19 protein-coding genes and 1 tRNA gene are annotated in these 22,462 nt (G+C 72.9%); 8 read left to right on the top strand and 12 right to left on the bottom strand.

Annotated features, from left to right (window positions below; genetic code table 11):
- Positions 1-108: 108 nt before the first annotated feature.
- Together DSM26151_RS05100 and DSM26151_RS05095 are read right to left on the bottom strand one after the other, a co-directional pair.
- On the bottom strand, positions 109-936 hold the full coding sequence (locus DSM26151_RS05100) for an ABC transporter permease (RefSeq protein WP_234661337.1): 828 nt from the start codon (positions 934-936) through the stop codon (positions 109-111).
- Entirely contained in the window at positions 933-1,856 is a 924-nt protein-coding gene (locus DSM26151_RS05095; RefSeq protein ID WP_234661336.1) for an ATP-binding cassette domain-containing protein, read from the bottom strand. Before DSM26151_RS05095 ends, DSM26151_RS05100 begins: the two co-directional genes overlap by 4 nt.
- Positions 1,857-1,962: 106 nt before the next feature.
- Here DSM26151_RS05095 and DSM26151_RS05090 point away from each other — a divergent pair, with 106 nt between their 5' ends.
- Entirely contained in the window at positions 1,963-2,892 is a 930-nt protein-coding gene (locus DSM26151_RS05090; RefSeq protein ID WP_234661335.1) for a TetR/AcrR family transcriptional regulator, read from the top strand.
- Between the two features lie 11 nt (positions 2,893-2,903).
- Here the strand turns inward: DSM26151_RS05090 and prmC are convergent, their stop codons facing one another.
- Positions 2,904-3,785, bottom strand: a complete 882-nt coding sequence (gene prmC / locus DSM26151_RS05085; protein WP_407651014.1) for a peptide chain release factor N(5)-glutamine methyltransferase — start codon at positions 3,783-3,785, stop codon at positions 2,904-2,906.
- Between the two features lie 87 nt (positions 3,786-3,872).
- Here prmC and cysK point away from each other — a divergent pair, with 87 nt between their 5' ends.
- Positions 3,873-4,808 (top strand): cysteine synthase A, encoded by a 936-nt coding sequence (gene cysK / locus DSM26151_RS05080; RefSeq protein WP_234661334.1) that lies wholly within the window; start codon positions 3,873-3,875, stop codon positions 4,806-4,808.
- A 32-nt stretch (positions 4,809-4,840) separates the two neighbouring features.
- Complete coding sequence (gene epsC, locus DSM26151_RS05075; protein WP_234661333.1) at positions 4,841-5,422, top strand: serine O-acetyltransferase EpsC; 582 nt, start codon at positions 4,841-4,843, stop codon at positions 5,420-5,422.
- A gap of 141 nt (positions 5,423-5,563) precedes the next feature.
- Here the strand turns inward: epsC and DSM26151_RS05070 are convergent, their stop codons facing one another.
- The 9 genes from DSM26151_RS05070 to DSM26151_RS05030 form a co-directional block, all read right to left on the bottom strand.
- On the bottom strand, positions 5,564-6,538 hold the full coding sequence (locus DSM26151_RS05070) for a hypothetical protein (protein ID WP_234661332.1): 975 nt from the start codon (positions 6,536-6,538) through the stop codon (positions 5,564-5,566).
- 303 nt (positions 6,539-6,841) lie between these two features.
- On the bottom strand, positions 6,842-7,921 hold the full coding sequence (gene prfA, locus DSM26151_RS05065) for a peptide chain release factor 1 (protein WP_234661331.1): 1,080 nt from the start codon (positions 7,919-7,921) through the stop codon (positions 6,842-6,844).
- 3 nt (positions 7,922-7,924) lie between these two features.
- A complete protein-coding gene (gene rho / locus DSM26151_RS05060; protein WP_407651013.1) occupies positions 7,925-10,234 on the bottom strand; it encodes a transcription termination factor Rho in 2,310 nt (769 codons plus the stop codon).
- 259 nt (positions 10,235-10,493) lie between these two features.
- Entirely contained in the window at positions 10,494-11,426 is a 933-nt protein-coding gene (thrB, locus tag DSM26151_RS05055) for a homoserine kinase (protein ID WP_234661799.1), read from the bottom strand.
- Between the two features lie 26 nt (positions 11,427-11,452).
- Positions 11,453-12,550: a threonine synthase gene (thrC, locus tag DSM26151_RS05050; RefSeq protein ID WP_234661330.1), complete on the bottom strand. Its 1,098-nt coding sequence runs from the start codon at positions 12,548-12,550 to the stop codon at positions 11,453-11,455.
- Positions 12,547-13,857: a homoserine dehydrogenase gene (locus tag DSM26151_RS05045; RefSeq protein WP_234661329.1), complete on the bottom strand. Its 1,311-nt coding sequence runs from the start codon at positions 13,855-13,857 to the stop codon at positions 12,547-12,549. Before DSM26151_RS05045 ends, thrC begins: the two co-directional genes overlap by 4 nt.
- Complete coding sequence (lysA, locus tag DSM26151_RS05040) at positions 13,854-15,266, bottom strand: diaminopimelate decarboxylase (protein ID WP_234661328.1); 1,413 nt, start codon at positions 15,264-15,266, stop codon at positions 13,854-13,856. Before lysA ends, DSM26151_RS05045 begins: the two co-directional genes overlap by 4 nt.
- A gap of 184 nt (positions 15,267-15,450) precedes the next feature.
- Positions 15,451-16,242 (bottom strand): LmeA family phospholipid-binding protein, encoded by a 792-nt coding sequence (locus DSM26151_RS05035; RefSeq protein ID WP_234661327.1) that lies wholly within the window; start codon positions 16,240-16,242, stop codon positions 15,451-15,453.
- Positions 16,243-16,247: 5 nt separating this feature from the next.
- On the bottom strand, positions 16,248-17,921 hold the full coding sequence (locus DSM26151_RS05030) for an arginine--tRNA ligase (protein WP_234661326.1): 1,674 nt from the start codon (positions 17,919-17,921) through the stop codon (positions 16,248-16,250).
- Positions 17,922-17,959: 38 nt separating this feature from the next.
- Here DSM26151_RS05030 and DSM26151_RS05025 point away from each other — a divergent pair, with 38 nt between their 5' ends.
- The 5 genes from DSM26151_RS05025 (at position 17,960) to DSM26151_RS05005 (ending at position 22,425) form a co-directional block, all read left to right on the top strand.
- A complete protein-coding gene (locus tag DSM26151_RS05025; protein ID WP_234661325.1) occupies positions 17,960-18,592 on the top strand; it encodes an iron ABC transporter ATP-binding protein in 633 nt (210 codons plus the stop codon).
- A 68-nt stretch (positions 18,593-18,660) separates the two neighbouring features.
- A tRNA-Arg gene (locus DSM26151_RS05020) sits at positions 18,661-18,733 on the top strand.
- 198 nt (positions 18,734-18,931) lie between these two features.
- Complete coding sequence (locus DSM26151_RS05015; RefSeq protein ID WP_234661324.1) at positions 18,932-20,941, top strand: TPM domain-containing protein; 2,010 nt, start codon at positions 18,932-18,934, stop codon at positions 20,939-20,941.
- Between the two features lie 58 nt (positions 20,942-20,999).
- Positions 21,000-21,737, top strand: coding sequence for a PspA/IM30 family protein (locus tag DSM26151_RS05010; protein WP_234661323.1), 738 nt, complete (start codon positions 21,000-21,002; stop codon positions 21,735-21,737).
- Between the two features lie 58 nt (positions 21,738-21,795).
- Entirely contained in the window at positions 21,796-22,425 is a 630-nt protein-coding gene (locus DSM26151_RS05005) for a J domain-containing protein (protein WP_234661322.1), read from the top strand.
- Positions 22,426-22,462 lie beyond the last annotated feature (37 nt).

Below are 22,462 nucleotides of genomic sequence, written 5' to 3'. Positions count from 1 at the left end.
GCTCGATTCTAGACGCGCGAGCATCGGCGGCGCTGGGCGGCGCGGATGCCGCGTGCGGGCGGCGGCACGCGGCATCCGTTCTCGCACGCTCGGCGGGGGTCCGCCGGCTCAGCGCCTGCCCGTCCTGGTCCGGAACAGCCATGCTCCCCACGTCGCGGCCACGACGATGATCAGCGTGCACCATCCCAGCGCGAGCCAGGCCTGATCGCCCACCGGCGTGCCCATGAGCAGGCTGCGGATGGTCTCGATGACGGGGGTGATCGGCTGGTGCTGCGCGAAGCCGGCGAGCCACGTCGGAAGGCTCTCGACCGGGACGAACGCACTCGACAGGTAGGGCAGGAAGAGCAGGATGAAGCCGTACGCGTTCGCGGCGTCCGGGCCGGAGGCCGCCAGGCCGATCGCCGCGAACAGCGACGTGATCGCGAGGATGTAGAGCGCGATGACGCCGATCGCGGCGAGCCACTCGCCGGCCGTCGCCGTGGGCCGGAAGCCGACGGCCAGCGCGACCGCGACGACGATCGCCGTCGCGACGAGGTTCCGCAGCACGCTCGCGACGACGTGTCCGGTGAGGACGGCGCTCGCGCGCAGGGGCATGGTCCGGAACCGGTCGATGACGCCGGTCGTCATGTCGCCCGCGACCGAGAGCGCCGTGGAGCCCGCACCGAACCCGGCGCAGAGCAGGATGATGCCGGGCACGACGTAGTCCACGTAGCCGCCCGACGGGTCGAGGGCGCCGCCGAACACGAACGTGAACAGCAGCATGAGCATGGTCGGCAGGAGCACCGCCATGAGCAGCGCCTCGGGATCGCGCAGCGTGTGCGTGAGGCTGCGCCGCACGAACACGACCTCGGCGGTCAGGCCGGCCGGGCGGGTGCGGCGCGCGGCGGGCGCGGCCGGGTGCGCGGCGGGGTTCGCGTGCGGGGTGATGGTGCTCATGGGCGTCGCTCCGTTCCGATGAGGTCGTGGTCGCCGCGCGGTTCGCGCGAGCGCGCGGTGATGGCGAGGAAGACGTCGTCGAGGCTGGGGCGGCGGATCGCGACCCGGGTACCGTCGATCGCGGATGCCTCGTGCCGGTCGAGTTCGTCGACGGCGGCGCGCAGCGCGTGGACGGTGCCGTCGGTGGGCAGTTCGGCGAGCACCTCGTCGTCCGCCCCGAGGAGCACGACGACCTCGCCGCCCACGCGGGACTTCAGCTCGCTCGCGGTTCCCGCTTCGGCGATGCGCCCGCGATCGAGTACGGCGATGCGGTCGGCGAGCCGGTCCGCCTCCTCGAGGTACTGGGTGGTGAGGAAGACCGTGGAGCCGGCGTCGGACACCTCCCGGATGAGCTGCCAGAGTTCGCGTCGGCTCCGTGCGTCCAGACCCGTCGTGGGCTCGTCGAGGAAGACCACGGGCGTCGGGACGACCAGGCTCAGTGCGAGGTCGAGCCGGCGCCGCATGCCGCCGGAGTACGCCGCGACGCGCCGGGTGGCGGCGGACGTGAGGTCGAACCGCTCGAGCAGTTCGTCGGCGCGCGACCTCGCGGATCGCGCGGGCAGCCCCGACAACCGGGCGAGCATGAGCAGGTTCTCGCGTCCGGTGAGCACGCCGTCGACGGCTGCGGACTGCCCCGTGACGCTGATGCGCGCACGGACGGCGTCGGGGTCGGCGCGCACGTCGACGCCCGCGACCCGCGCGGTCCCGGCGTCGGCGCGCACGAGCGTGGTGAGGATGTCGATGGTCGTGGTCTTGCCTGCGCCGTTCGGCCCGAGGAGGGCGAAGACGGTGCCGGTTCCGACCGTGAGATCGAGTCCGTCGAGGACCCGGGTGCCGCGGAACCGCTTGGCGATGCCGCGGGCCTCGATCGCGGTGGTCATGGATCGCACCTTTCGTGTATCACGTAAACTGTGTATGACATCCACTGCCGTTTAAGTAATACACAGTTCTAGACTCGATGCAATCCCGCACGCCGATTGGAGCCGGATGAGCAGCGACCCGCCCGTCGAGCCCGACCTGCCCCGGGGCGTCGCCCTCGCGTGGGGCATCGCCGCGAACCCGCAGCGCGGCCCCAAGCGCGAGATGAGCATCGAGCGCATCGTCGACGCCGCCGTCGAGATCGCCGACGCCGAAGGCCTCCCGGCCGTCTCGATGAGCCGAGTGGCGCAGTCGCTCGGCTACACGCCCATGTCGCTCTACCGCTACGTCACCTCGAAGGACGACCTCCTCGTCCTCATGCAGGAACGCGGCACCGGCCTGCCGCCCGAACCCGACGAGGGCCTCGACCCGGCCGACTGGCGCGCGCGGCTCCGCGCGCTCGCGAGGGCGCAGCTCGAGATCCAGCGCGAACACCCCTGGCTGCTCGACATCGCCATCCAGGGCACCCCGCTGACCCCGAACCACCTCGCCTGGATGGATGCGATGCTCGACACCCTCGCGGGCGTCGCCGCGATCGACGAGGGGGAACGGGTCGCGATGATCCTGCTGATCACCGGCCAGGTCCGCTGGCAGAGCTCGATCGAACGCTCCTACGTCGAGACGGCCGACGCCGCCGGCATCGACCCGCAGGCGATCGACGACGGGCGTTCGGCGATCCTCGAGGCGTTCGTCACGGCCGACGACTACCCGGCGCTCCGACGCGCCGTCGACGCGGGGGTCTTCGCGCAGGGCGACGACCCGTTCGCGTTCGGACTCGAGCGAGTGCTCGACGGCATCGCCGACTACCTCGCACGCCGCGATGCGGGGGCCGTCGCCGACCCCCGGCCGGAGCCGGCGGAGGCGCCCGAGGTCGCCGCCGACAAGCGGGTCCGCGAGACCCGGAAGGCCGTCCGCGAGGCCGAGAAGCGGTTGCGCGACGCGCGCAGGACCGCCCGCACCGCGCTGCGCGAGGCTCGCGCACGCCACGAGCGCGCCTGACGGCGCCGCGGTCAGCGCCGCGCGGTCGTCACCCGGTCGCGGCCCGTCAGGTCGCGGTGATGCGCGACCGCGTGCCATCCGTCGGCCACGAGTATCGCCGCGATCTCGGCCGACTGCGCCTCGCCGTGCTCGATCATCAGCGCGCCGCCCGGACGCGCGAGGCGGAGCCCGCGCCGCGAGAGCACCCGGACGACGTCCAGGCCGTCCCGCCCCCCGTAGAGCGCGCGCTCCGGATCGTGCAGCCGCACCTCCGGATCCCGCGGGATCGCACCGAGCGGGATGTACGGCGGATTCGACGCCACCACGGCCACGCGCCCCTCGAGCTCGGGCAACGCGTCGGCCAGGTCGCCGAACACCAGCTCGAGGTTCGGCGCACCGACCTCCTCGACGTTGCGCCGCGTCCAGCCGAACGCCTCCGGCGAGTTCTCGACCGCCCAGACCCGTGCGTGCGGCACCTCGGTCGCCATCGACAGCGCGATCGCGCCGCTGCCCGACCCGAGGTCGAGTCCGATCGGCTCCGGCTCGGCAGCCGCGTGCAGCGCATCGATCGCGAGCTGTGCGAGCAGCTCGGTCTCCGGGCGCGGGACGAACACCCCCGGGCCCACGGCCAGCTCGAGCGAGCGGAACGCCGCACGCCCCGTCAGGTGCTGCAGCGGCTCACGCCGGACCCGACGCGCGACGAGTCCGGTCAGCACCGCGGCATCCGCTTCACCGACCTCGCCGCCGACGACCAGCTTCGCCTGCACCCCGCCGCGCGAGAGCCCGAGGACGTGACCGAGCAGCAGATCGGCGTCGACCTCGGGGTCGACGACGCCCGCCGCACCGAGTTCGCGCACGATCTCCCGACGGATCTCGCGGAGCGGACGGGCGGCGGCACCGGGCGTTGCATTCACGCAATGGAATGTAACCCACTGTCCGCACGTTGCCACCCTTCGTAAGCTGGTCGACGGCACCACCCCGGCGCGAGAGAGAGCGGAACCATGGCCCAGGTCTACGAGAACATCACCGACGTCTTCGGGCGCACGCCCCTCGTCAAGCTGAACCGCGTGACGGATGGCGCCGGCGCCACCGTGCTCGCCAAGCTCGAGTTCTACAACCCCTCGGCCAGCGTGAAGGACCGGCTCGGCGTCGGCATCGTCGACGCCGCGGAGGCCTCCGGCGAGCTGAAGCCCGGCGGCACCATCGTCGAGGGCACCAGCGGCAACACGGGCATCGCGCTGGCGATGATCGGCGCCGCGCGCGGCTACCGGGTCGTGATCGCCATGCCCGAGACCATGAGCAAGGAGCGTCGCGCACTCCTTCGCGCCTACGGTGCGGAACTCGTCCTCACGCCCGGATCCGAGGGCATGAAGGGCGCGGTCGCGCGCGCCGAGCAGCTCGCGGCCGAGACACCGGGTGCGATCCTCGCACGGCAGTTCGACAACCTCGCGAACGTCGAGATCCACCGCCGCACGACCGCCGAAGAGGTCTGGAACGACACCGACGGCGGCGTCGACATCTTCGTCTCCGGCATCGGCACGGGCGGCACGCTCTCGGGCGTCGGCCAGGTGCTCAAGGAGCGCAAGCCCGGCGTGCAGATCGTCGGCGTCGAACCGCTCGAGTCGCCGATCCTGAACGGCGGGGAGCCCGGACCGCACAAGATCCAGGGCATCGGCGCGAACTTCGTGCCCTCCATCCTCGACCGCGACGTCTACGACGAGATCATCGACGTCGACATCGACCAGGCCGTCGCGACCGCGCGCCGACTCGGCGTCGAGGAGGGCATCCTCGGCGGCATCTCGTCGGGCGCCACCGTGCACGCGGCGACGCAGCTCGCCCAGCGCCCCGAGAACGCCGGCAAGACCATCGTCGTCATCCTCGCGAGCTACGGCGAGCGGTACCTGTCGACCGTGCTGTACGAGGGCCTCCTCGACTGAACGGGCGGCGCGGGATCTGGTTGACTGGGCCGGTGGGAATCCTCGGCCGGCTCAGGGAAGACATCGCGACCGCCCGATCCCACGACCCCGCAGCGCGGAACCGTCTCGAGATCGTCGTGGCGTACTCCGGCCTGCACGCGATCTGGTCGCACCGCGTGGCGCACCGCATGTGGGCCGCGCCGCTGCTGCGGTTCCCTGCGCGCGTGCTCTCGCAGCTCACGCGGTTCCTGACGGGCATCGAGATCCACCCGGGCGCGACCATCGGCCGCCGCTTCTTCATCGACCACGGCATGGGCGTGGTCATCGGCGAGACCGCCGTCGTCGGTGACGACGTCATGCTCTACCACGGCGTCACGCTCGGCGGGAAGGCGCCTCGCGGCGCACCCCGCGGCGCGAAGCGGCACCCGACCCTCGGCGACGGCGTGACCGTCGGCGCCGGCGCGAAGGTGCTCGGCGACATCGTCATCGGCGCGGGCAGCGCGATCGGGGCCAACGCCGTCGTCACCCGCGGCGCGCCGGCGCACTCGCTCCTCGTCGGCATCCCGGCGGTCGCGAAGCCCCTCTCCCCCGCGACGGCCGACGCCGCGCGCGGACTGCACGACTGGCACATCTGACGCCCGGCCGGCGGCGGCGCCGCGCTGCCCCCGCGCCGCGCTGCCGCCGCGCTGCGCTGCCGCCGCCCTGCGCTGCCGCTGCTCTCCCGGTCGGCCCCACCTCTGCCCCGGATTGCGCCAGTTCGACGATGCCGCGCCGGATCACCGGGCGCTCGGTGGACGAACTGGCGCAATCGAGTGGTTCCGGCGGACGCCGGCCCGGCTCAGGATGTCTCGGAGCGGTGCCCGGTCCCATGCGTCGCGCCAGGACCACCGAGCGCAGCGCCATCCGGTCTCCGCGCGGATCTCGTCCTCACGCAGCTTCTCCGCACGGACGACGCGGGCCGCCTCCGGCCCGGAACCGTACTTCTCCGCACCGTCGGCCTCGCCCCACACTCCGAGTTCGGGCCAGGCGAAGTCGAGATGGACGACCCGACCGAGACGCGGAAGCGGCACTGCGAACTGACGCAGCGGCGCCGGAACACCCAGCTCCTCGAACCGCAGTCGGCTCAGCGTCTCGATGGGCGTGTCCGCATCCGGCACAGCTCGCTCGATCACGGCACGAACCGCACTGCTCGCCGGGAACGGCATCCGCGCCTGGTACGCCGCGCGAAGGTCGTCGGAGGTGCAGCGCGGGGGCTTCTCGCCGAACCTCGGCGCGTGGAGGGCAGCGTCGGCCATGACGAGCGCGGTGAGCAGCGGCATCCGCTTCGCCACGTCGATCACCGCGTCGACGACATCGACCGCAGCCCAATCGTCGATCTCGACGAGACGCTCCGCGCCGGTGCGTGCGATCTCCACGACACCGTTCCGACGCCGCCCGGACGGGCCGCCGGCGAGCAGGAAGATCTCGCCCGGCAGGCGGCCGACGCTCGGCAGGCCGTGCAGCACCGCTGCGGTGAAGCCCGCGAACACGGGCGACCGGCGCTGCAGCGCGACGGCGATCGCGCGATCGCGGTAGCGACGCAGCGGCCCGGCGCCCTCGTACCGCTCGCGGTCGACGTACACACCGCGGCGCAGCCGCAGCAGCTCATCGCAGCGACGCTGCTCCTCGAGCGTGCTCAGGCGGCCGACGCTGCGCACCTGGCTGGAGAGGACGAATCCGTCGGAGTTCACGGGCAGGAGGGGGTGCGCCATCCGTCGATGATCGGTGCGCGATCGACGCGACGGGTGCGCGGCGCTCGGACCCGTGGACAGCACCGGCGCACGGCGCGCTGTGCAGGAACGCCGGGCCAAGTGCGCCGGGCGGACCGGCACCCCGCCCTGCGCCAGTCTGCACCGTGGTCTGCGCCACGTGCGGCGTGCGGCGCCAGCTCGACGGGCGCACCGCCGGCCATGTGGCGCAATCGAAGCGCGGGCGCGGGCGCGAGCGCGAGCCGAGCGCAGGCGCGAGCCGGGCGCGAGCGCGAGCCGAGCGCGGGCGCGAGCCGCGGCCCGGCGTCAGCCCTGGTCGCCGAGGTCGGCCAGGCGCGCTTCCTCGTCGGCGTGGATCGCCGACTCGATGATCGGCTCGAGCGCGCCGTTCATGACCTGGTCGAGGTTGTACGACTTGTAGCCCGTGCGATGGTCGGCGATGCGGTTCTCGGGGAAGTTGTACGTGCGGATGCGCTCGGACCGGTCCATCGACCGGATCTGCGACTTCCGCGCATCGGATGCCGCGGCCGCGAGCTCCTCCTGCTGACGCGCGAGCAGGCGCGCCCGCAGCACGCGCATCGCGGCCTCCCGGTTCTGCAGCTGCGACTTCTCGTTCTGCATGGCCACGACGATGCCGGTGGGCACGTGCGTGATGCGCACGGCCGAGTCGGTCGTGTTCACCGACTGGCCGCCGGGGCCCGACGAGCGGTAGACGTCGATCTTGAGGTCGTTCTGGTTGATCTCGACCTCTTCGGGCTCGTCCACTTCGGGGAAGACGAGCACGCCGGTCGTCGAGGTGTGGATCCGTCCCTGCGTCTCGGTCACCGGGACGCGCTGGACCCGGTGAACCCCGCCCTCGTACTTGAGGTGCGCCCACACGCCCTGCGACGGGTCGGACGCGTTCGACTTGATCGCGACCTGCACGTTCTTGTAGCCGCCGAGATCGGATTCGTCGCGCTCGAGCAGCTCGGTCTTCCAGCCCTTCGACTGCGCGTACTGGATGTACATGCGCAGCAGGTCGGCCGCGAAGAGCGCACTCTCGGCACCGCCCTCGCCGCCCTTGATCTCCATGATGACGTCGCGCCCGTCGTCGGGGTCGCGCGGGATCAGGAGCCGGCGGAGCTTCTCCTGCGCCTCGGCGAGGTGCGCCTCGAGTGCGGGGACCTCCTCGGCGAAGGCCTCATCCTCGCGTGCGAGTTCGCGCGCGGCGTCGAGGTCGTCCTGCGCCTGCGTCCACGACTCGTTCGCGGCGACGATGCGGCTGAGCTCGGCGTAGCGCCGGTTCACCCGCTTCGCGCGCGCGGCATCGGCGTGGAGCGCCGGGTCGGCGAGCTCCTCCTGGAGCGCGGCGTGCTCGGCGATCAGCGGCTGGATGGAGTCGAACATGGATCAGCGGTGGTGGTCGGACTCGTGTCCGTTCCCGTTGCCGTTCCCGCCGACGGGGGCCGACTTCTGCATGAGCAGGAGGAACTCGGTGTTCGACTGCGTTTCGCGCAGGCGACCGAGGACGGCTTCGAGGGCCTGCTGCGGTTCGAGGCCGGCGAGGGCCCGACGCAGCTTCCAGGTGATCTTGACCTCGTCGGGCGAGAGCAGCATCTCCTCGCGTCGCGTCGACGACGCGTTGACGTCGACCGCGGGGAAGATGCGCTTGTCGGCCAGGTGACGCGAGAGGCGCAGCTCGGAGTTGCCGGTGCCCTTGAACTCCTCGAAGATCACCTCGTCCATCTTCGACCCGGTCTCGACGAGCGCCGTGGCGAGGATGGTCAGCGAACCGCCGTTCTCGATGTTGCGGGCCGCGCCGAAGAACCGCTTCGGGGGGTAGAGGGCCGATGCGTCGACGCCGCCGGAGAGCACGCGCCCGGAGGCCGGGGCCGCGAGGTTGTAGGCGCGCCCGAGGCGGGTGATCGAGTCGAGCAGCACGACGACGTCGTGGCCGAGCTCGACCAGCCGCTTGGCGCGCTCGATCGCGAGCTCGGCGACGGTCGTGTGGTCTTCGGCGGGGCGGTCGAACGTCGAGGCGATGACCTCGCCCTTGACCGTGCGCTGCATGTCGGTGACCTCTTCGGGGCGCTCGTCGACGAGCACGACCATGAGGTGGACCTCGGGGTTGTTGATCGCGATGGCGTTCGCGATCTGCTGCAGCACGATGGTCTTTCCGGCCTTCGGCGGCGCGACGATGAGGCCGCGCTGGCCCTTGCCGATCGGCGCCACGAGGTCGATGATGCGCTGGGTGAGCTTGGTGGGCTCGGTCTCCAGGCGCAGGCGATCCTGCGGGTAGAGCGGCGTGAGCTTCTGGAAGTCGACGCGGGCCGCGGCCTCCTCGGCGGTCTGGCCGTTGACCGAGTCGATCTTGACCAGCGCGTTGTACTTCTGGCGGCTGTTCGATTCGCCCTCGCGGGGCTGCTTGATCGCGCCGACCACGGCGTCGCCCTTGCGCAGGTGGTACTTCTTCACCTGGCCGAGCGAGACGTAGACGTCGCTCGGACCGGGAAGGTAGCCGGTCGTGCGCACGAACGCGTAGTTGTCGAGCACGTCGAGGATGCCCGCGATCGGGATGAGCACGTCGTCGTCGAGGATCTCGGGCTCGACCTCGTCGCCCTGGCCGGCCTGGCCGCGGCGCTTGCGATCGCGGTAGCGGTTGCGGCGACCGCCGCCCTCGCCGTCGCCCTGCTGCTGTTCGCCGCGCCCCTGCTGGCCGCGGCCGCCCTGCTCGGCCTTGCCCTGGTCGGCCTTGCCCTGCTCGGACCTGGTCGTGTCGTCGTCCTGGCGCGCCTGGTCGGAGTCGGCCTGCGCGTCGCGCTTGCGGGAGGGATGGTCGGCCTTCTGCCCGCCGGGCTGGTCGGCCTTCTGCCCGCCGGGCTGGTCGGCCTTCTGCTCCGACTTCTGGCCGTCGCCACGATCGGATCCGCCGCGGCGGCCGCGGTTGCGGCCCCGACCCTGGCGGCCGCCCTCGGCAGCAGGCCGGTCGCCGTCGGACTTCTCGGCGTCCTCGCCCGCGTCGGCCTGGTCGGCCTTGCGGCCGCCGGTCGCGGCTGCGAGTTCCTCGCGCACTGCGGCGCGAGCCGCCTCGCGGGCGTCGTCGTCCGCCTCAGCGGGCTCGGCCTGCGCGGGCTCGCCCTGCGCGCGGCCGGACTTCGGAGCGCCGTCCGTCGCGGGACCGTTCTTCGAGCCTCCGCGCTTCGCGCGATCGCCGTTCCCGGATTCCGGAGCCGCGGCGGTCGGCTCGGCAGCCGGCTGCTCGGCAGCGGGCGCTGCGCCGGGCACGAGATCGATGCCGGCGAGTCCTGCGTTGGCGTGCCGTGCTGCCGCCGTCGCGGTGGTCGCGCGCCGCGGCTGGCGTCCGCGACGAGCGGGCGCGGCCTCGACGGGCGGCGCAACCTCATCGGCGGGCCCAGCCTCAGCAGCGGGCGCCTCGACGGCCGGGGCGTCAGCGGATGCCTCGGCGGCCGCCTCCGCGGGCGCGGCGGTCGCTGCCTCCGGCGCGTCGGCCGGTGCGGTGCCCGCGGGCGCGACGTCGGCGTCGGCCACGGGGTTCGCCTCGGCGTGCGCGGAGATCAGGTCCACGAGCTCGCCCTTGCGGCGCTTCGATGCACCGGAGATGCCGAGCGAGGCGGCGAGCTCCTGGAGCTCGGCGACCTTCATGGTCGACAGGCGGGTGCGGTTCGCCACGCCCTCGGCGTGGTCGGTTCCGTTGGTCACTGGGATTGTCCTTTCCCCTGGCCGGGCTACGGGGGTCGGCCGAGGAGAGTTGTTCGCGGCACGTCGCAGACGTGCGCACGGGGCGCAGATCTGCGCATTCGCGAAAGCATGAGATGCCGGGAATTGCACCGAACGGCGGTGCGCCATGGTACAGCGCCCGCCGGGTGCGTGATCAGTCTAGCACCGGGTGCCGGTCCGGCGGACCACTCGCCACGCCGGGCGCCTCGACGACCGGTCGCGCACGGCGACGACCGCGCGGTCAGGACTCGGTCGTGCGCACCACCGTGGCACCGAGGAAGTCCACCGCGAGCGGGAGCGCCTGCCACGTGGACTCCGCGACGTCCTCGACGAGGCGCACCGCCTCCGCGCGCTCGCTCGGGTCGCTCGCGAGGACGAGGATCGACGGCCCCGCACCCGAGACGACGGCCGGGTGACCGGCCTCGCGCAACCGGCGGATGAGCCGGTCGGTCTCGGGCATCGCCTCGGCGCGGTAGCTCTGGTGGAGCTTGTCCTCGGTCGCGGCGAGCAGGAGTTCGGGGCTCTGGATCAGGGCGGCGACGAGCAGCGCCGACCGGGAGACGTTGAAGACGGCGTCCTCGTGCGGGACCGACTGCGGCTGCAGGCTCCGCGCGAGCGCGGTGGACATCTCGTGCTCGGGAACGAGCACGAGCGGCGACACGCCGCGATGCACCATGAGCTTCTTGTGGCGCGGCCCGTCGGGCGTCGTCCATGCGATCGTGAGCCCGCCGAACAGCGCCGGCGCGACGTTGTCGGGGTGGCCTTCGAGCTCGGTCGCGAGCTCGAGCAGGTCGTCGGCCGAGAGTTCGACCTCCGGCTCGAGCAGGCCCTTGGCGGCCATGACGCCCGCCACGATCGCGGCGCCCGACGAACCGAGTCCGCGCCCGTGCGGGATGGCGTTGCGGGCCACGAGTCGGATCGGCGGCAGCGACCGACCGTGGCGCGCGAACGCGTGCGCCATCGCGCGCACGACGAGGTGGGACTCGTCGAGCGGCACCTCCCCCTCGCCGACGCCGTGGACCTCGATCTCGAGGCCGGAGGCGAGCACCTCGACGTCGAGTTCGTCGTACCGCGCGAGGGCGAGCCCGAGCGTGTCGAAGCCCGGGCCGAGGTTCGCCGACGTCGCGGGGACCTTGACGTGCACCGCACGGCCCACGAGGTCCGGGTCGGACATCGGGCCCGCGTCGGCGGACGCCGAGCTCATGCGCCGAGCCCCAGCACCTCGGCCACGTGCGCCGTGTCGACGGGCACGACCGTCGGCGCGACATCCGAGCCGTCGGGCAGGCGCAGCGCCCACTGCGGGTCCTTCAGGCCGTGCCCGGTGACCGTCAGCACGACCTTCGAGCCCGCCGGGATCTGGCCCGCTTCGGCGCGGTCGAGCAGGCCCGCCACGCTGATCGCAGACGCCGGCTCGACGAATACCCCGACCTCGGCGGACAGGATGCGCTGCGCGAGGAGGATGCGCTCGTCGTCGATCGCGCCGAAGTACCCGTCGGTGAGGTCGCGTGCCTCGAGCGCGAGCTGCCACGACGCCGGGTTGCCGATGCGGATGGCGCTGGCCACCGTCTCCGGGTCCTTGACCGGCTCGCCTCGCACGAGCGGCGCGGACCCGGCCGCCTGGAAGCCGAACATGCGCGGCAGCTTCGTCGCGTTGCCAGCCGCGATGTCTTCGCGGTACCCGCGCGTGTAGGCGGTGTAGTTGCCGGCGTTGCCCACCGGGATGAAGTGGAAGTCGGGAGCGTCGCCGAGCACCTCGACGACCTCGAACGCCGCGGTCTTCTGCCCCTCGATGCGGTCGTTGTTGACCGAGTTGACCAGGTGCACGGGGAAGTGCTCGGCGAGGTCGCGGGCGATGTCGAGGCAGTCGTCGAAGTTGCCCTGGACCTGGATGAGCTGGGCGTCGTGGGCGATCGCCTGGCTGAGCTTGCCCATCGCGATCTTGCCCTCGGGAACGAGCACGGCCGCCTTGATTCCCGCGTGCGTCGCATACGCGGCGGCCGACGCCGACGTGTTGCCGGTCGACGCGCAGATCACGACCTCCGCACCGCGCTCGACCGCCTTCGTGACGGCCATGGTCATGCCGCGGTCCTTGAAGGAGCCCGTGGGGTTCATCCCCTCGAACTTCACCCAGACGTCGGCACCCGTGCGACGGCTGAGCGCGGGCGCGGGCAGCAGCGGCGTGCCGCCTTCGCCGAGCGTCACGACCGGCGTGGCATCCGTGACGTCGAGGCGGTCGGCGTACTCGCGGATGACGCCGCGCCACTGCCGGGAGGTCGGCTTCGGGGCCTGCTGGTTCACTCTGCTCCTTCGATTCGGATCGCGGATGCGACGGACACGACGACGGGGCTCTCAGCGAGGGCGGCGACGGTCTGCGAGAGCGCGGACTCGCGCGCCTCGTGCGTTCCGATGACCAGCGTAGCCCGGCCGGTGGTGTCGTCGATGGTCTGCTCGAGCTCGCCCACGGAGACCCCGTGGTCGGCGAGGATGTGGGCGATCGTGGCGAGCACGCCGGGCTCGTCGGCGGCCTCGATCGTGATCGAGTACCTGGTCGTGATGCGGCCGATGTCGAAGACCGGCAGCTCGGCGTGCGTCGACTCGGCCGTGCCCGGCCCGCCGAGCACGTGGCGGCGGGCGATCGCGACGAGGTCGCCCAGCACGGCGGAGGCCGTGGGAACGCCGCCCGCGCCGGCGCCGTAGAACATGAGCGGACCGGCGGCCGCCGCCTCGACGAAGACCGCGTTGTTCGCCCCGTGGACGGCGGCGAGCGGGTGGCTGCGGTGCACCATCGCCGGGTAGACGCGGGCGGAGACGCCCTCCTCGCCGGTGTCGGGGTCGGCCAACCGCTCGCAGATCGCCAGCAGCTTCACGACGTACCCGGCCCGGCGAGCGGACTCGACCTGGGCGGCGGTCACCGAGGTGATGCCCTCGCGGTGGACCGCCTCGATCGGCACCTCGGTGTGGAAGGCGAGGCTCGAGAGGATCGCGGCCTTCTGCGCCGCGTCGTAGCCGCCGATGTCGGCGGTCGGGTCGGCCTCGGCGTAGCCGAGCTCGGTCGCGGTCGCCAGCGCGTCCTCGAGCGAGGCCCCGGTGGTGTCCATGCGGTCGAGGATGAAGTTCGTGGTGCCGTTGACGATGCCGAGGATCCGGTCGATGCGGTCGCCCGCGAGGCTGTCCTTCAGCGGTCGGATGATCGGGATGGCGCCGCCCACCGACGCCTCGTACGACAGCTGCGCCCCGACCTGCTCGGCCGCGGCGAAGAGCTCCGGTCCGTGCGTGGCCAGGAGCGCCTTGTTGCCCGTGACGACGTCGGCGCCCGAGGCGATCGCCTGGAGCACGAGGGTCCGTGCGGGCTCGATCCCGCCCATGAGCTCGATCACGATGTCGGCGCCGAGGATGAGCGACTCCGCGTCGGTCGTGAACAGCTCGCGCGGCAGGTCGGCGTCGCGCGGCGCGTCGACGTCGCGGACGGCGACGCCGGCGAGCTCGAGGCGTGCGCCGATGCGGCCCGCGAGCTCGTCGCCCTGCTCGAGCAGCAGCCGGGCCACCTGGGAGCCGACCGAGCCGGCGCCGAGCAGCGCCACGCGGATGGAACGGTATTCGATCATTCGGTGACTCCGTGTACGTCATCGTCGTCGGACAGCCCGGCGTCGCGGGCGAGGAGGTCCTCCTCGCGTTCTCCGTGCACGATCACGCGCGCGGATCCGCCGGACACGGCCACGACCGGGGGTCGGGGCACGTGGTTGTAGTTGGAGGCGAGCGACCAGCAGTAGGCGCCCGTCGCCGCGATCGCGAGCACGTCGCCGGGGGCGACGTCGTGCGGCAGCCAGTCGTGGTCGACGACGATGTCGCCGGACTCGCAGTGCTTGCCGACCACCCGGACCAGCGCCGCCGGCTCCTCCGAGACGCGCGAGGCCAGGCGCGCCGTGTAGGCGGCGCCGTACATCGCGGTGCGGATGTTGTCGCTCATGCCGCCGTCGACGGAGACGTAGTGGCGCCATCCGTCGTCGGTCGGCACGGGCTTGACGGTGCCGACCGTGTACAGCGTGACTCCGGCCGGTCCGATGATCGACCGGCCGGGCTCGAATGCGAGCCTGGGCACGGGGACGCCGTGCCTCGCGCTCGCCTCGGCGACGGCCCGCGCGATGCCGGCGGCGATCTCCTCGATCGGGGCGGGCGAGTCGACCTCGGTGTAGGCGATGCCGAAGCCACCGCCGAGGTTCAGCTCGGGGACGGGCGCCGCCGCCGAGAGCGCGGCGTGCACCGCGAGCAGGCGCTCCGCGGACTCGGCGAAGCCCGAGGCGTCGAAGATCTGCGACCCGATGTGGCAGTGCAGCCCGACGAACTCGAGCGGGGAATGCGAGCGGATGTCGGCCACGACGCGTTCCGCGTCGCCGAGCGCGATCCCGAACTTCTGGTCTTCGTGGGCCGTCGCGAGGAACTCGTGCGTCGACGCGTGGACCCCCGAGTTCACCCGCAGCCGCACGCGTTGCACGCGCCCGGCGCGCGCCGCGGCATCCGCGACCCGGACGACCTCGATCTCGCTGTCGATGACGACGGTGCCCACCCCGGCCGCGACCGCGCGCTCGATCTCGGCGAGCGACTTGTTGTTGCCGTGGAACCCGATGCGGCCCGGGTCGGCGCCGGCAGCGAGCGCGACCGCGAGTTCTCCGCCCGTGGCGACGTCGATCGCGAGGCCCTCCTCGCGCATCCAGCGCACGATCGCGCCGGAGAGGAACGCCTTGCCGGCGTAGTAGACGGTGACCGAGGTGCCGATCGAGGCGGCGGCCTCCTCGAAGGCCCTCCGCGTTCGCACCGCGCGGGAGCGCGCCACCTGTTCGTCGACGACGTAGAGCGGCGTGCCGAACCGCGCGGCGAGCGCGGTCGCGTCGAGTCCGCCGATCACGAGCCGGCCGGCGTCGTCGCGGTGCGCGCCGTCCGGCCACACCCGCGGGGCGAGTGCGTTCGGATCGTCGGGCGCGGCGGGCAGCGCGTGGTCGGGAGCGCTGGATGACACGGGGTACCTCGCGGGGACGAACGGCAACGGCGGATTCACTCGGTCGGCGAGCGAACCCGGATCGGTTCGATGAAGCCTCGGTGGGGACCGCCCTCGTGAGGCGGCGTGGGAGCGATTCTACCGAGCGGGCGACCGGCGGCCGAATCGATGACGCCGCACTGCGGGCGAGCGCGCCCGGCGCCGGTCAGCAGGTCCCGGTCGTCTCGAGCGTCTCGGCCGCCAGCGGCACCCCCGTGGCCTCGAGTCGCACGCGGACGGAGTCCGGCTCGACCTCGAGGCCGGTCACCTGCACGCCCTCGGGGAGACGGTCGGCGACGCAGATCGAGACCGGGTCGCCCCCGAGGATGCGATCGACGAGGCCCGAGACGTCGATGCTGGGGCCCGCGTCGAGCTCGGCGGCGACCGGGTGCAGGAGGATGCGGTCCCCCGCGGCCCGGGGCTCGGCGGTGACGGAGAACCCGATCGGGAGGCCGAAGAACGTGCGTTCGTCCTCGTAGGCGATCGTGCCCTCGCCGAGCGCGATCTCACCGGGCAGACCCTGCTCGGCCGCGATCGTGCGGGCTGCGTCGGCGTCGATCGACGCCTCGATCTCGGCGCGGCCGAGCCGTGCCCCCTCGGCGAGCGGCACGCCGCGGGCCGTGACCGTCACGTCGACCGGGATGCCGTGCACGTCGAGGTCCGAGGCGCTCGCGGTCATCTCGTCCATGCGCCCGGTGAGCGCCTGCCAGAGCGCCGACGTGCCGTGGATCTCGACCTCGACCTCGCCGTCGACGCCGGGCGGGAGCGAGTCCACGATCGACGCGGCCACCTGTCGTTCGGCGATCCCGCGCCCGACGGTCTCGACGACGAGCACGAGCGCGGCCAGGACGGCGAGCACGATGAGCACGACCACGGCGACGCTCGGCCGGCGCTTCGGCGCGGCATCCGCTCGCGGTGCCGGTTCGAGCGGCACGGTGTCGGCTTCGGGCCCGTTCACGCCGACTACATCCGCTCCGGGGCGGACACGCCGAGCAGGTCGAGTCCGTTGCGGAGCACCTGGCCGGTCGCGTCGTTCAGCCACAGCCGGGTGCGGTGCAGGTCGCCGACGGGCTCGTCGCCGAGCGGCAGCACGCGACAGTTGTCGTACCAGCGGTGGTAGAGGCCGGCGAGCTCCTCGATGTACCGCGCGATGCGGTGCGGCTCGCGGAGCTCTGCGGACTGGGCGACGATGCGCGGGAACTCCTGCAGGGCGCCGAGCAGCGCGGACTCGGCCTCGTGGTCGAGCAGTTCGGGAGCGAAGCCCGACCGGTCGACCCCGGCGGATGCCGCGTTGCGGGCGACCGCGGACGTGCGCGCGTGCGCGTACTGCACGTAGAACACGGGGTTGTCGTTGGTGCGGCGGCGCAGCTGCTCGGGATCGATCGCGAGCGGCGAGTCGGCCGGGTAGCGCGCGAGCGTGTAGCGCAGGGCATCGGTGCCGAGCCAGGCCTGGAGGTCGTCGAGCTCGATGATGTTGCCCGCGCGCTTGGACAGCTTCGCCCCGTTGATGCTCACGAGTTGGCCGATGAGCACCTCGATGTCGCGCGTCGGGTCGTCGCCGGCGGCGCCGGCGAGCGCCTTGAGCCGGTGCACGTAACCGTGGTGGTCGGCGCCGAGCAGGTAGATCTTGTGCTCGAACCCGCGATCGGACTTGTCGAGGTAGTAGGCGGCATCCGCTGCGAAGTAGGTGTATACGCCGTTGGCGCGGCGGATCACGCGATCCTTGTCGTCGCCGAAGTCGGTCGTGCGCACCCAGACCGCACCGCCGTCGTCGAAGACGTGGCCCTGAGCGCGGAGGCGCTCGAGCGCGGCGTCGATCTCGGAGACGCCGTCGTCGTCCTTCGCGTGGAGCGTGCGCTCGCTCTTCCAGACGTCGAAGTGCACGTTGAAGCGCTCGAGCGAGGAGCGGATCTCGGCGAGCTGCAGCTCGTAGGCGATCTCTCGGGCGGTGTGCTGGGCGATCTCGTCGTCGAGTTCGAGGAGGTTCGGCTCGCGCTCCAGCACGGTTGCCGCGAGGTCGGCGATGTAGCTGCCCGGGTAACCCCCCTCGGGGGTCGGCTCGCCCTTGGCCGCGGCGAGCACCGAGGCGCCGAAGCCGTCCATCTGGTTGCCCGCGTCGTTGATGTAGTACTCGCTCGCGACCTCGGCGCCCGCGGCGCGCAGCACCCGGGCGATCGAGTCGCCGAGCGCCGCCCAGCGGGTGTGGCCGATGTGCAGCGGGCCGGTCGGGTTGGCCGAGACGAACTCGAGGTTGACGACCCGGCCCGCGAGGGTCTCGCCGCGACCGAACGCGGCGCCCGAGTCGACGATCGCCTTCGCGAGGGCGCCCGCCGCCGCGGCATCCAGCCGGATGTTGATGAAGCCGGGACCTGCGACCTCGGCGCTCGCGACGCCGTCGACCTCGGCCAGGCCCGCGGCGAGTTCGGTCGCGAGCTCGCGCGGGTTCGTGCCGAGCGGCTTGGCGATGCGCATGGCGATCGAGGACGCCCAGTCGCCGTGCTCGCGCAGCTTCGGGCGTTCGAGGGTGACCGACTCGGGCGCGATCTCGATCGCTGCCTCGGCGCCCGCCTCGCGTCGCCGATCGATGAGGGCGATGACGAGGTCGTACAGGGCACGCGAGAGATCGGCGGGAGTCACTCGAAGATCCTACCCGTCGGCGTTGCTATCGTGGCCGCATGTCGCGCCCGAGCACCGCCCCCATCCGCCGCCGCACGACCGCGATCGCGGGGCTGGCGGGCGTGTTCGCACTCGCGCTCGCGGGGTGCACCGGCGCGGGCGCCGACCCGTCGGAGTCCCCCGCTCCCCCTGCGGCGACGACCGGCGCACCCGCGCCCACGGGCAGCGCGGCGCCCGAGCCGACGCCCGAGCCGACCGAGGAACCCGTCCCGTTCGACGTGGCGTGCACCGAGATCCTCACGTCCGACCAGGTGTACGCGTTCAACCCGAACTACGGCACGGCCCCCGACTACGCGCCGACCTCCGCGACGCTGCGCGACGCGGTCGCCGCCGAGGGCACGGCGTGCGGGTGGAGCAACCAGACCAGCGGCGAGGTCATCGAGGTCGCCGTCGCGACCCTGCCCGAGCAGGCCTACGAACGACGGGTCGGCGATGCGGCCCTCGAGTCGAACGCGGTGCCCACCTACGGCACCCCGCCCGAGGTCGAGGGGTTCTTCCGCCAGTCGGGCGGGGTCGGGCAGGCCCAGGTGTTCACGGGCGGCATGTGGATCGTCGTCGAATCGGGGGCGCTGTTCGAGCCCGGCGACGCGCAGGGCCTGATCGCGGACGTCGTCGCGAACGTGACGGGGTGAGCCTCGGCCCGTCCGCCCTGCGCTGGTGCATCCCGCCCGGTCCCAGGTGGTAATGTTTCCTGCTGTGCGCCTCCGTAGCTCAGGGGATAGAGCGCCGGTTTCCGGTACCGTAGGTCGGGGGTTCGAATCCCTCCGGGGGCACGTCGTGAAGAGCCCGGTCCACTCAGCCAGCTGAGGGCCGGGCTCGTTCCGTGATGGTGACGGAACGGGGTCGCCGAGCCGCCCGCTGTCCTGCTGCTCCGCCGCCACGTCCGATCGCCCGCAGATCGATCGCTGGCACACGCCGACGCGCACCGAATAGACTCCTGCCATCGGCTCGGGCGGGGAGGGTGCTGACGCATGCGGACGGTTCGCAGGGGTTCCGTCACGGCGGCCGCCCTCACGGGATTCCTGCTCCTCGTCGCCTCGACCCCGGCGTTCGCCGAGGATCCGGTCCGGTTCGGGGCGAGCCCGATCGTCGACACCGTCGGCGCGTTGACCGCGTCCGAGGCCGCGGCAGTCGAGACGGCGATCGACGAGGCCGCCGACCGGACGGGGCGGCAGCTCTTCGTCGCGTACGTCGGCGAGTTCGACGACCCCGCCGACGCCGGCTCGTGGGCCACCGACACCGCGAACGACAACAACATGGGCGCCGAGGACTACCTGCTCGCCGTCGCCGTCGACGGGCGCGCCTACCACCTGTCGGCTGCCGAAGACGCATCGCTCTCGGCAGGTGAGATCGACCGCATCGCGCTGGAGGCCGTCGAGCCGCACCTGCGCGACGACGACTGGGCCGGCGCCGCGATCGCCGCTGCCGAGGCGATCGGCGGGCAGTCGGGCGGCGGTGGCGGCATCGGGGCGATCTGGATCGTGCTGCTCGTCGGTGCGGGCATCGCGGTCGTCGTCGCGATCGTGCTCGCCCGGCGCCGTCGAGGGCGAGCGGATGCCGCGGGCGGCGGCTCGGGCGAACCGGCGGTGCCCCTCGAGGAACTCCGGCGCCAGGTGGGCGGCGCGCTCGTCGCAGCCGACGACGCCCTGAAGACGAGCGAGGAGGAACTCGGCTTCGCGGTGGCCTCCTACGGCGAGGAGGAGACGGCGTCGTTCCGGGAGGCGCTCGCGACCGCCACGCAGAAGGTCCGCGACGCCTTCGGGCTCCAGCAGCGACTGGACGACCACGAGCCCGACACCGAGGCCCGGCAGCGCGAGTGGTACGCCGGAATCCTCACCCTGACCGCGGAGGCCGACGCCCTCCTCGACGCCCAGGCCGAACGGTTCGACGCGCTGCGCGACCTCGAGCGGAACGCCCCCGAGGCCCTCGCGCGGGTCGAGCGTGCGACGCGCACGGCCGAGGGGGCGCTCGACGCGGCATCCGCTCGACTCGACGACCTGCGCACCCGGTACGCGGCCGCGGCGATCGCACCCGTCTCCGACAACCCCGAGCAGGCCCGCGCCCGGATCGCCTTCGCCGACGACGAGGCGCGTGAGGCGCGCGCCGCGCTCGAGCGCGGCGAGACGGGCGCGGCGGTCGTCGACATCCGGGCGGCGGAGGAGGCGGCGGATCAGGCCCGCGACCTGCTCGCCGCGATCGACCGGCTCGCCGACGGGCTCGCCGAGGTCGACCGGGCCGTCCTGGCCGGCGTCGACGACCTCGACGCCGACGTGAGCACGGCACGGGGCATGCACGACCCCGCGCTCGCGGCGCTCGCCGACCGCGTCCAGGCCGAGGCGAGCGCGCTGCGCGCCGCAGCCGCCGAGACCGGCCGATCCCCGCACGAGCTCAAGCAGCGCCTCGACGGCGTCAACGCAGAGATCGACACCGCCATCCAGGGAGCTCGTGAGGCCCTCGTGCAGGAGCAGCGCGCGCGGGCCGAACTCGACCGCACCATCCTCTCGGCGCGCTCGCGCGTCCAGGCTGCCGAGGACTACCTCGTCTCGCGCCGCGGTGCGATCGGCGCGGACGCCAGGACCCGGCTCGCCGAAGCGGGCCGACTCGTCGTCGAGGCCGACGCGCTCACCGGCTCCGATCCCGTCGCGGCACTCGCCGCCGCGCAACGCGCCGACCGGCTCGCGGGTGAGGCGATGTCGCTCGCGCAACGTGACGTCGGCGGGTTCGGCGGGCCCGGCGTGCCCGGCGGATTCGGCGGTACCGGAAGTCCACGATCGGGCTCGGGCGGCGGCGACCTGTTCGGCGCGGTGCTCGGCGGCATCCTCATCGACTCGATGCTCGGCGGCGGACGGGGCGGGCGCTCGAGCGGCGGATTCGGCGGCGGCGGGTTCGGCGGCGGCGGATTCGGCGGCGGCCGGCGCTCCCCCGGAAGTTTCGGCGGCTCGGTCACGCGCTCCCGCCGCGGGAGCGGAGGCCGCTTCTGACACGACGCCGCTGACCCATCGGACCGAGAGCACCACCACACGGAAGGAACCCACGTCCATGACCAAGCAGTCCATCTTCGGACGCATCTCGCAACTGCTGCGAGCCAACATCAACGCCCTCATCGACCAGGCCGAGGACCCGGAGGTCATGCTCGACCAGATGGTGCGCGACTTCACCAACTCGATCGCCGACGCCGAGGCCGCGATCGCCGAGACGATCGGCAACCTGCGGCTCCTCGAGGACGACCACCGCGAAGACGTGAACGCGGCGCGCGAGTGGGGCGAGAAGGCGCTGGCCGCGAGCCGCAAGGCCGACGAGCTCCGCACCTCGGGCGACACGGCGGGCGCCGACAAGTTCGACAACCTCGCCAAGGTCGCCCTGAGCCGCCAGATCTCCTCCGAGAACGAGGCGCGCGCCGCCGAACCGCAGATCGCGGCGCAGACCGAGGTCGTCGAGAAGCTCAAGGCCGGGCTCAACGGCATGAAGCAGAAGCTCGTCGAGCTGAAGAACAAGCGCAGCGAGCTCATCGCGCGATCGAAGACCGCCGCCGCGCAGCAGCAGGTGCACGAGGCCGTGAAGTCGATCGATATCCTCGACCCGACGAGCGAACTCGGCCGCTTCGAGGACAAGGTCCGTCGCGAGGAGGCGAAGGCGCGCGGCCAGGCCGAACTGGCCGCTTCGAGCATCGACGCGCAGTTCAACGAGCTCGACGACCTCGGCGAGCTCACCGAGGTCGAGGCGCGGCTCGCCGCGCTGAAGGCCGGCGGCGCGCAGGGCTCGATCGCCGGGTCGTGACCGAACGGATGCCGCGGGGCACGCGCCCCGCGGCATCCGCCCGGTGCCCAGGTGGGCCGTGGCCGAACCCGACCTCTCGCGTGAGGACGCCGCACGGCTGCTCGGCATCGATCGCGACGCCGACGCCGCCGAGGTCGACCGTGCCTATCGCAGGCTCGCACGCGACCTGCACCCCGACCGCCTGTCGGGCGCATCCGCCGACGAGGTCAGGGCGGCGAACGCCCGGTTCAGCGAGGTGACGCGCGCCTATCACGTGCTCGCGTCCGCTCCCGCGCCCGGCGCGGGTCGCCGCGCCGACACCGACGCCGACACCGACGCCGACGGGCCGACGGTGCGCCCGGCAGGACGACGGCGACCGCGACCGGCACCGAGGTTCAGTCCCGCGCTGTTCGCGACCTGGACCGGGCTGCTGCTCCTCGGCGCCGCGCTCTCGGCATCGACCGGGCCGCTGCTCTGGCCGTTCGACCTGTGGGGCAGGCTCGCACTGCTCGTCGCCGCGGCGGTCACCACCGCTCTCACGCGCCGTCGCTGGGCGTGGTGGACGACGCTCGCACTGCTCGCGGCGAGCGGCGTCGCGGTGATCGCCGCGACCACGATCGCCGGGCTGCTCGGCCTCGGCGCGATGGCGATCGGGTGCGTCGGACTCGCCGTGCAGGCGGGCCTGGTGCGGTTCCCCGACCAGGACTGAGTCGGGGCGGCGAACCTGACGCGGCGAGGTCGCGCGA

The organism is Agromyces marinus (assembly GCF_021442325.1).
GTDB classification, from domain to species: domain Bacteria; phylum Actinomycetota; class Actinomycetes; order Actinomycetales; family Microbacteriaceae; genus Agromyces; species Agromyces marinus.
Note: the sequence above shows the minus strand (reverse complement) of the source record. Positions and strands in the feature narration are given on the sequence as shown.

Excerpts from the sequence above, each read along its gene's own strand:
- DSM26151_RS05025 (WP_234661325.1), top strand. The coding sequence starts at position 17,960 with ATGTCGCGCCCGAGCACCGCCCCCATCCGCCGCCGCACGACCGCGATC.
- DSM26151_RS05095 (WP_234661336.1), bottom strand. The coding sequence starts at position 1,856 with ATGACCACCGCGATCGAGGCCCGCGGCATCGCCAAGCGGTTCCGCGGC.
- thrB (WP_234661799.1), bottom strand. The coding sequence starts at position 11,426 with ATGTCCGACCCGGACCTCGTGGGCCGTGCGGTGCACGTCAAGGTCCCC.
- DSM26151_RS05100 (WP_234661337.1), bottom strand. The coding sequence starts at position 936 with ATGAGCACCATCACCCCGCACGCGAACCCCGCCGCGCACCCGGCCGCG.
- DSM26151_RS05090 (WP_234661335.1), top strand. The coding sequence starts at position 1,963 with ATGAGCAGCGACCCGCCCGTCGAGCCCGACCTGCCCCGGGGCGTCGCC.
- DSM26151_RS05015 (WP_234661324.1), top strand. The coding sequence starts at position 18,932 with ATGCGGACGGTTCGCAGGGGTTCCGTCACGGCGGCCGCCCTCACGGGA.
- cysK (WP_234661334.1), top strand. The coding sequence starts at position 3,873 with ATGGCCCAGGTCTACGAGAACATCACCGACGTCTTCGGGCGCACGCCC.
- DSM26151_RS05070 (WP_234661332.1), bottom strand. The coding sequence starts at position 6,538 with ATGGCGCACCCCCTCCTGCCCGTGAACTCCGACGGATTCGTCCTCTCC.
- DSM26151_RS05010 (WP_234661323.1), top strand. The coding sequence starts at position 21,000 with ATGACCAAGCAGTCCATCTTCGGACGCATCTCGCAACTGCTGCGAGCC.
- prfA (WP_234661331.1), bottom strand. The coding sequence starts at position 7,921 with ATGTTCGACTCCATCCAGCCGCTGATCGCCGAGCACGCCGCGCTCCAG.
- DSM26151_RS05045 (WP_234661329.1), bottom strand. The coding sequence starts at position 13,857 with ATGATCGAATACCGTTCCATCCGCGTGGCGCTGCTCGGCGCCGGCTCG.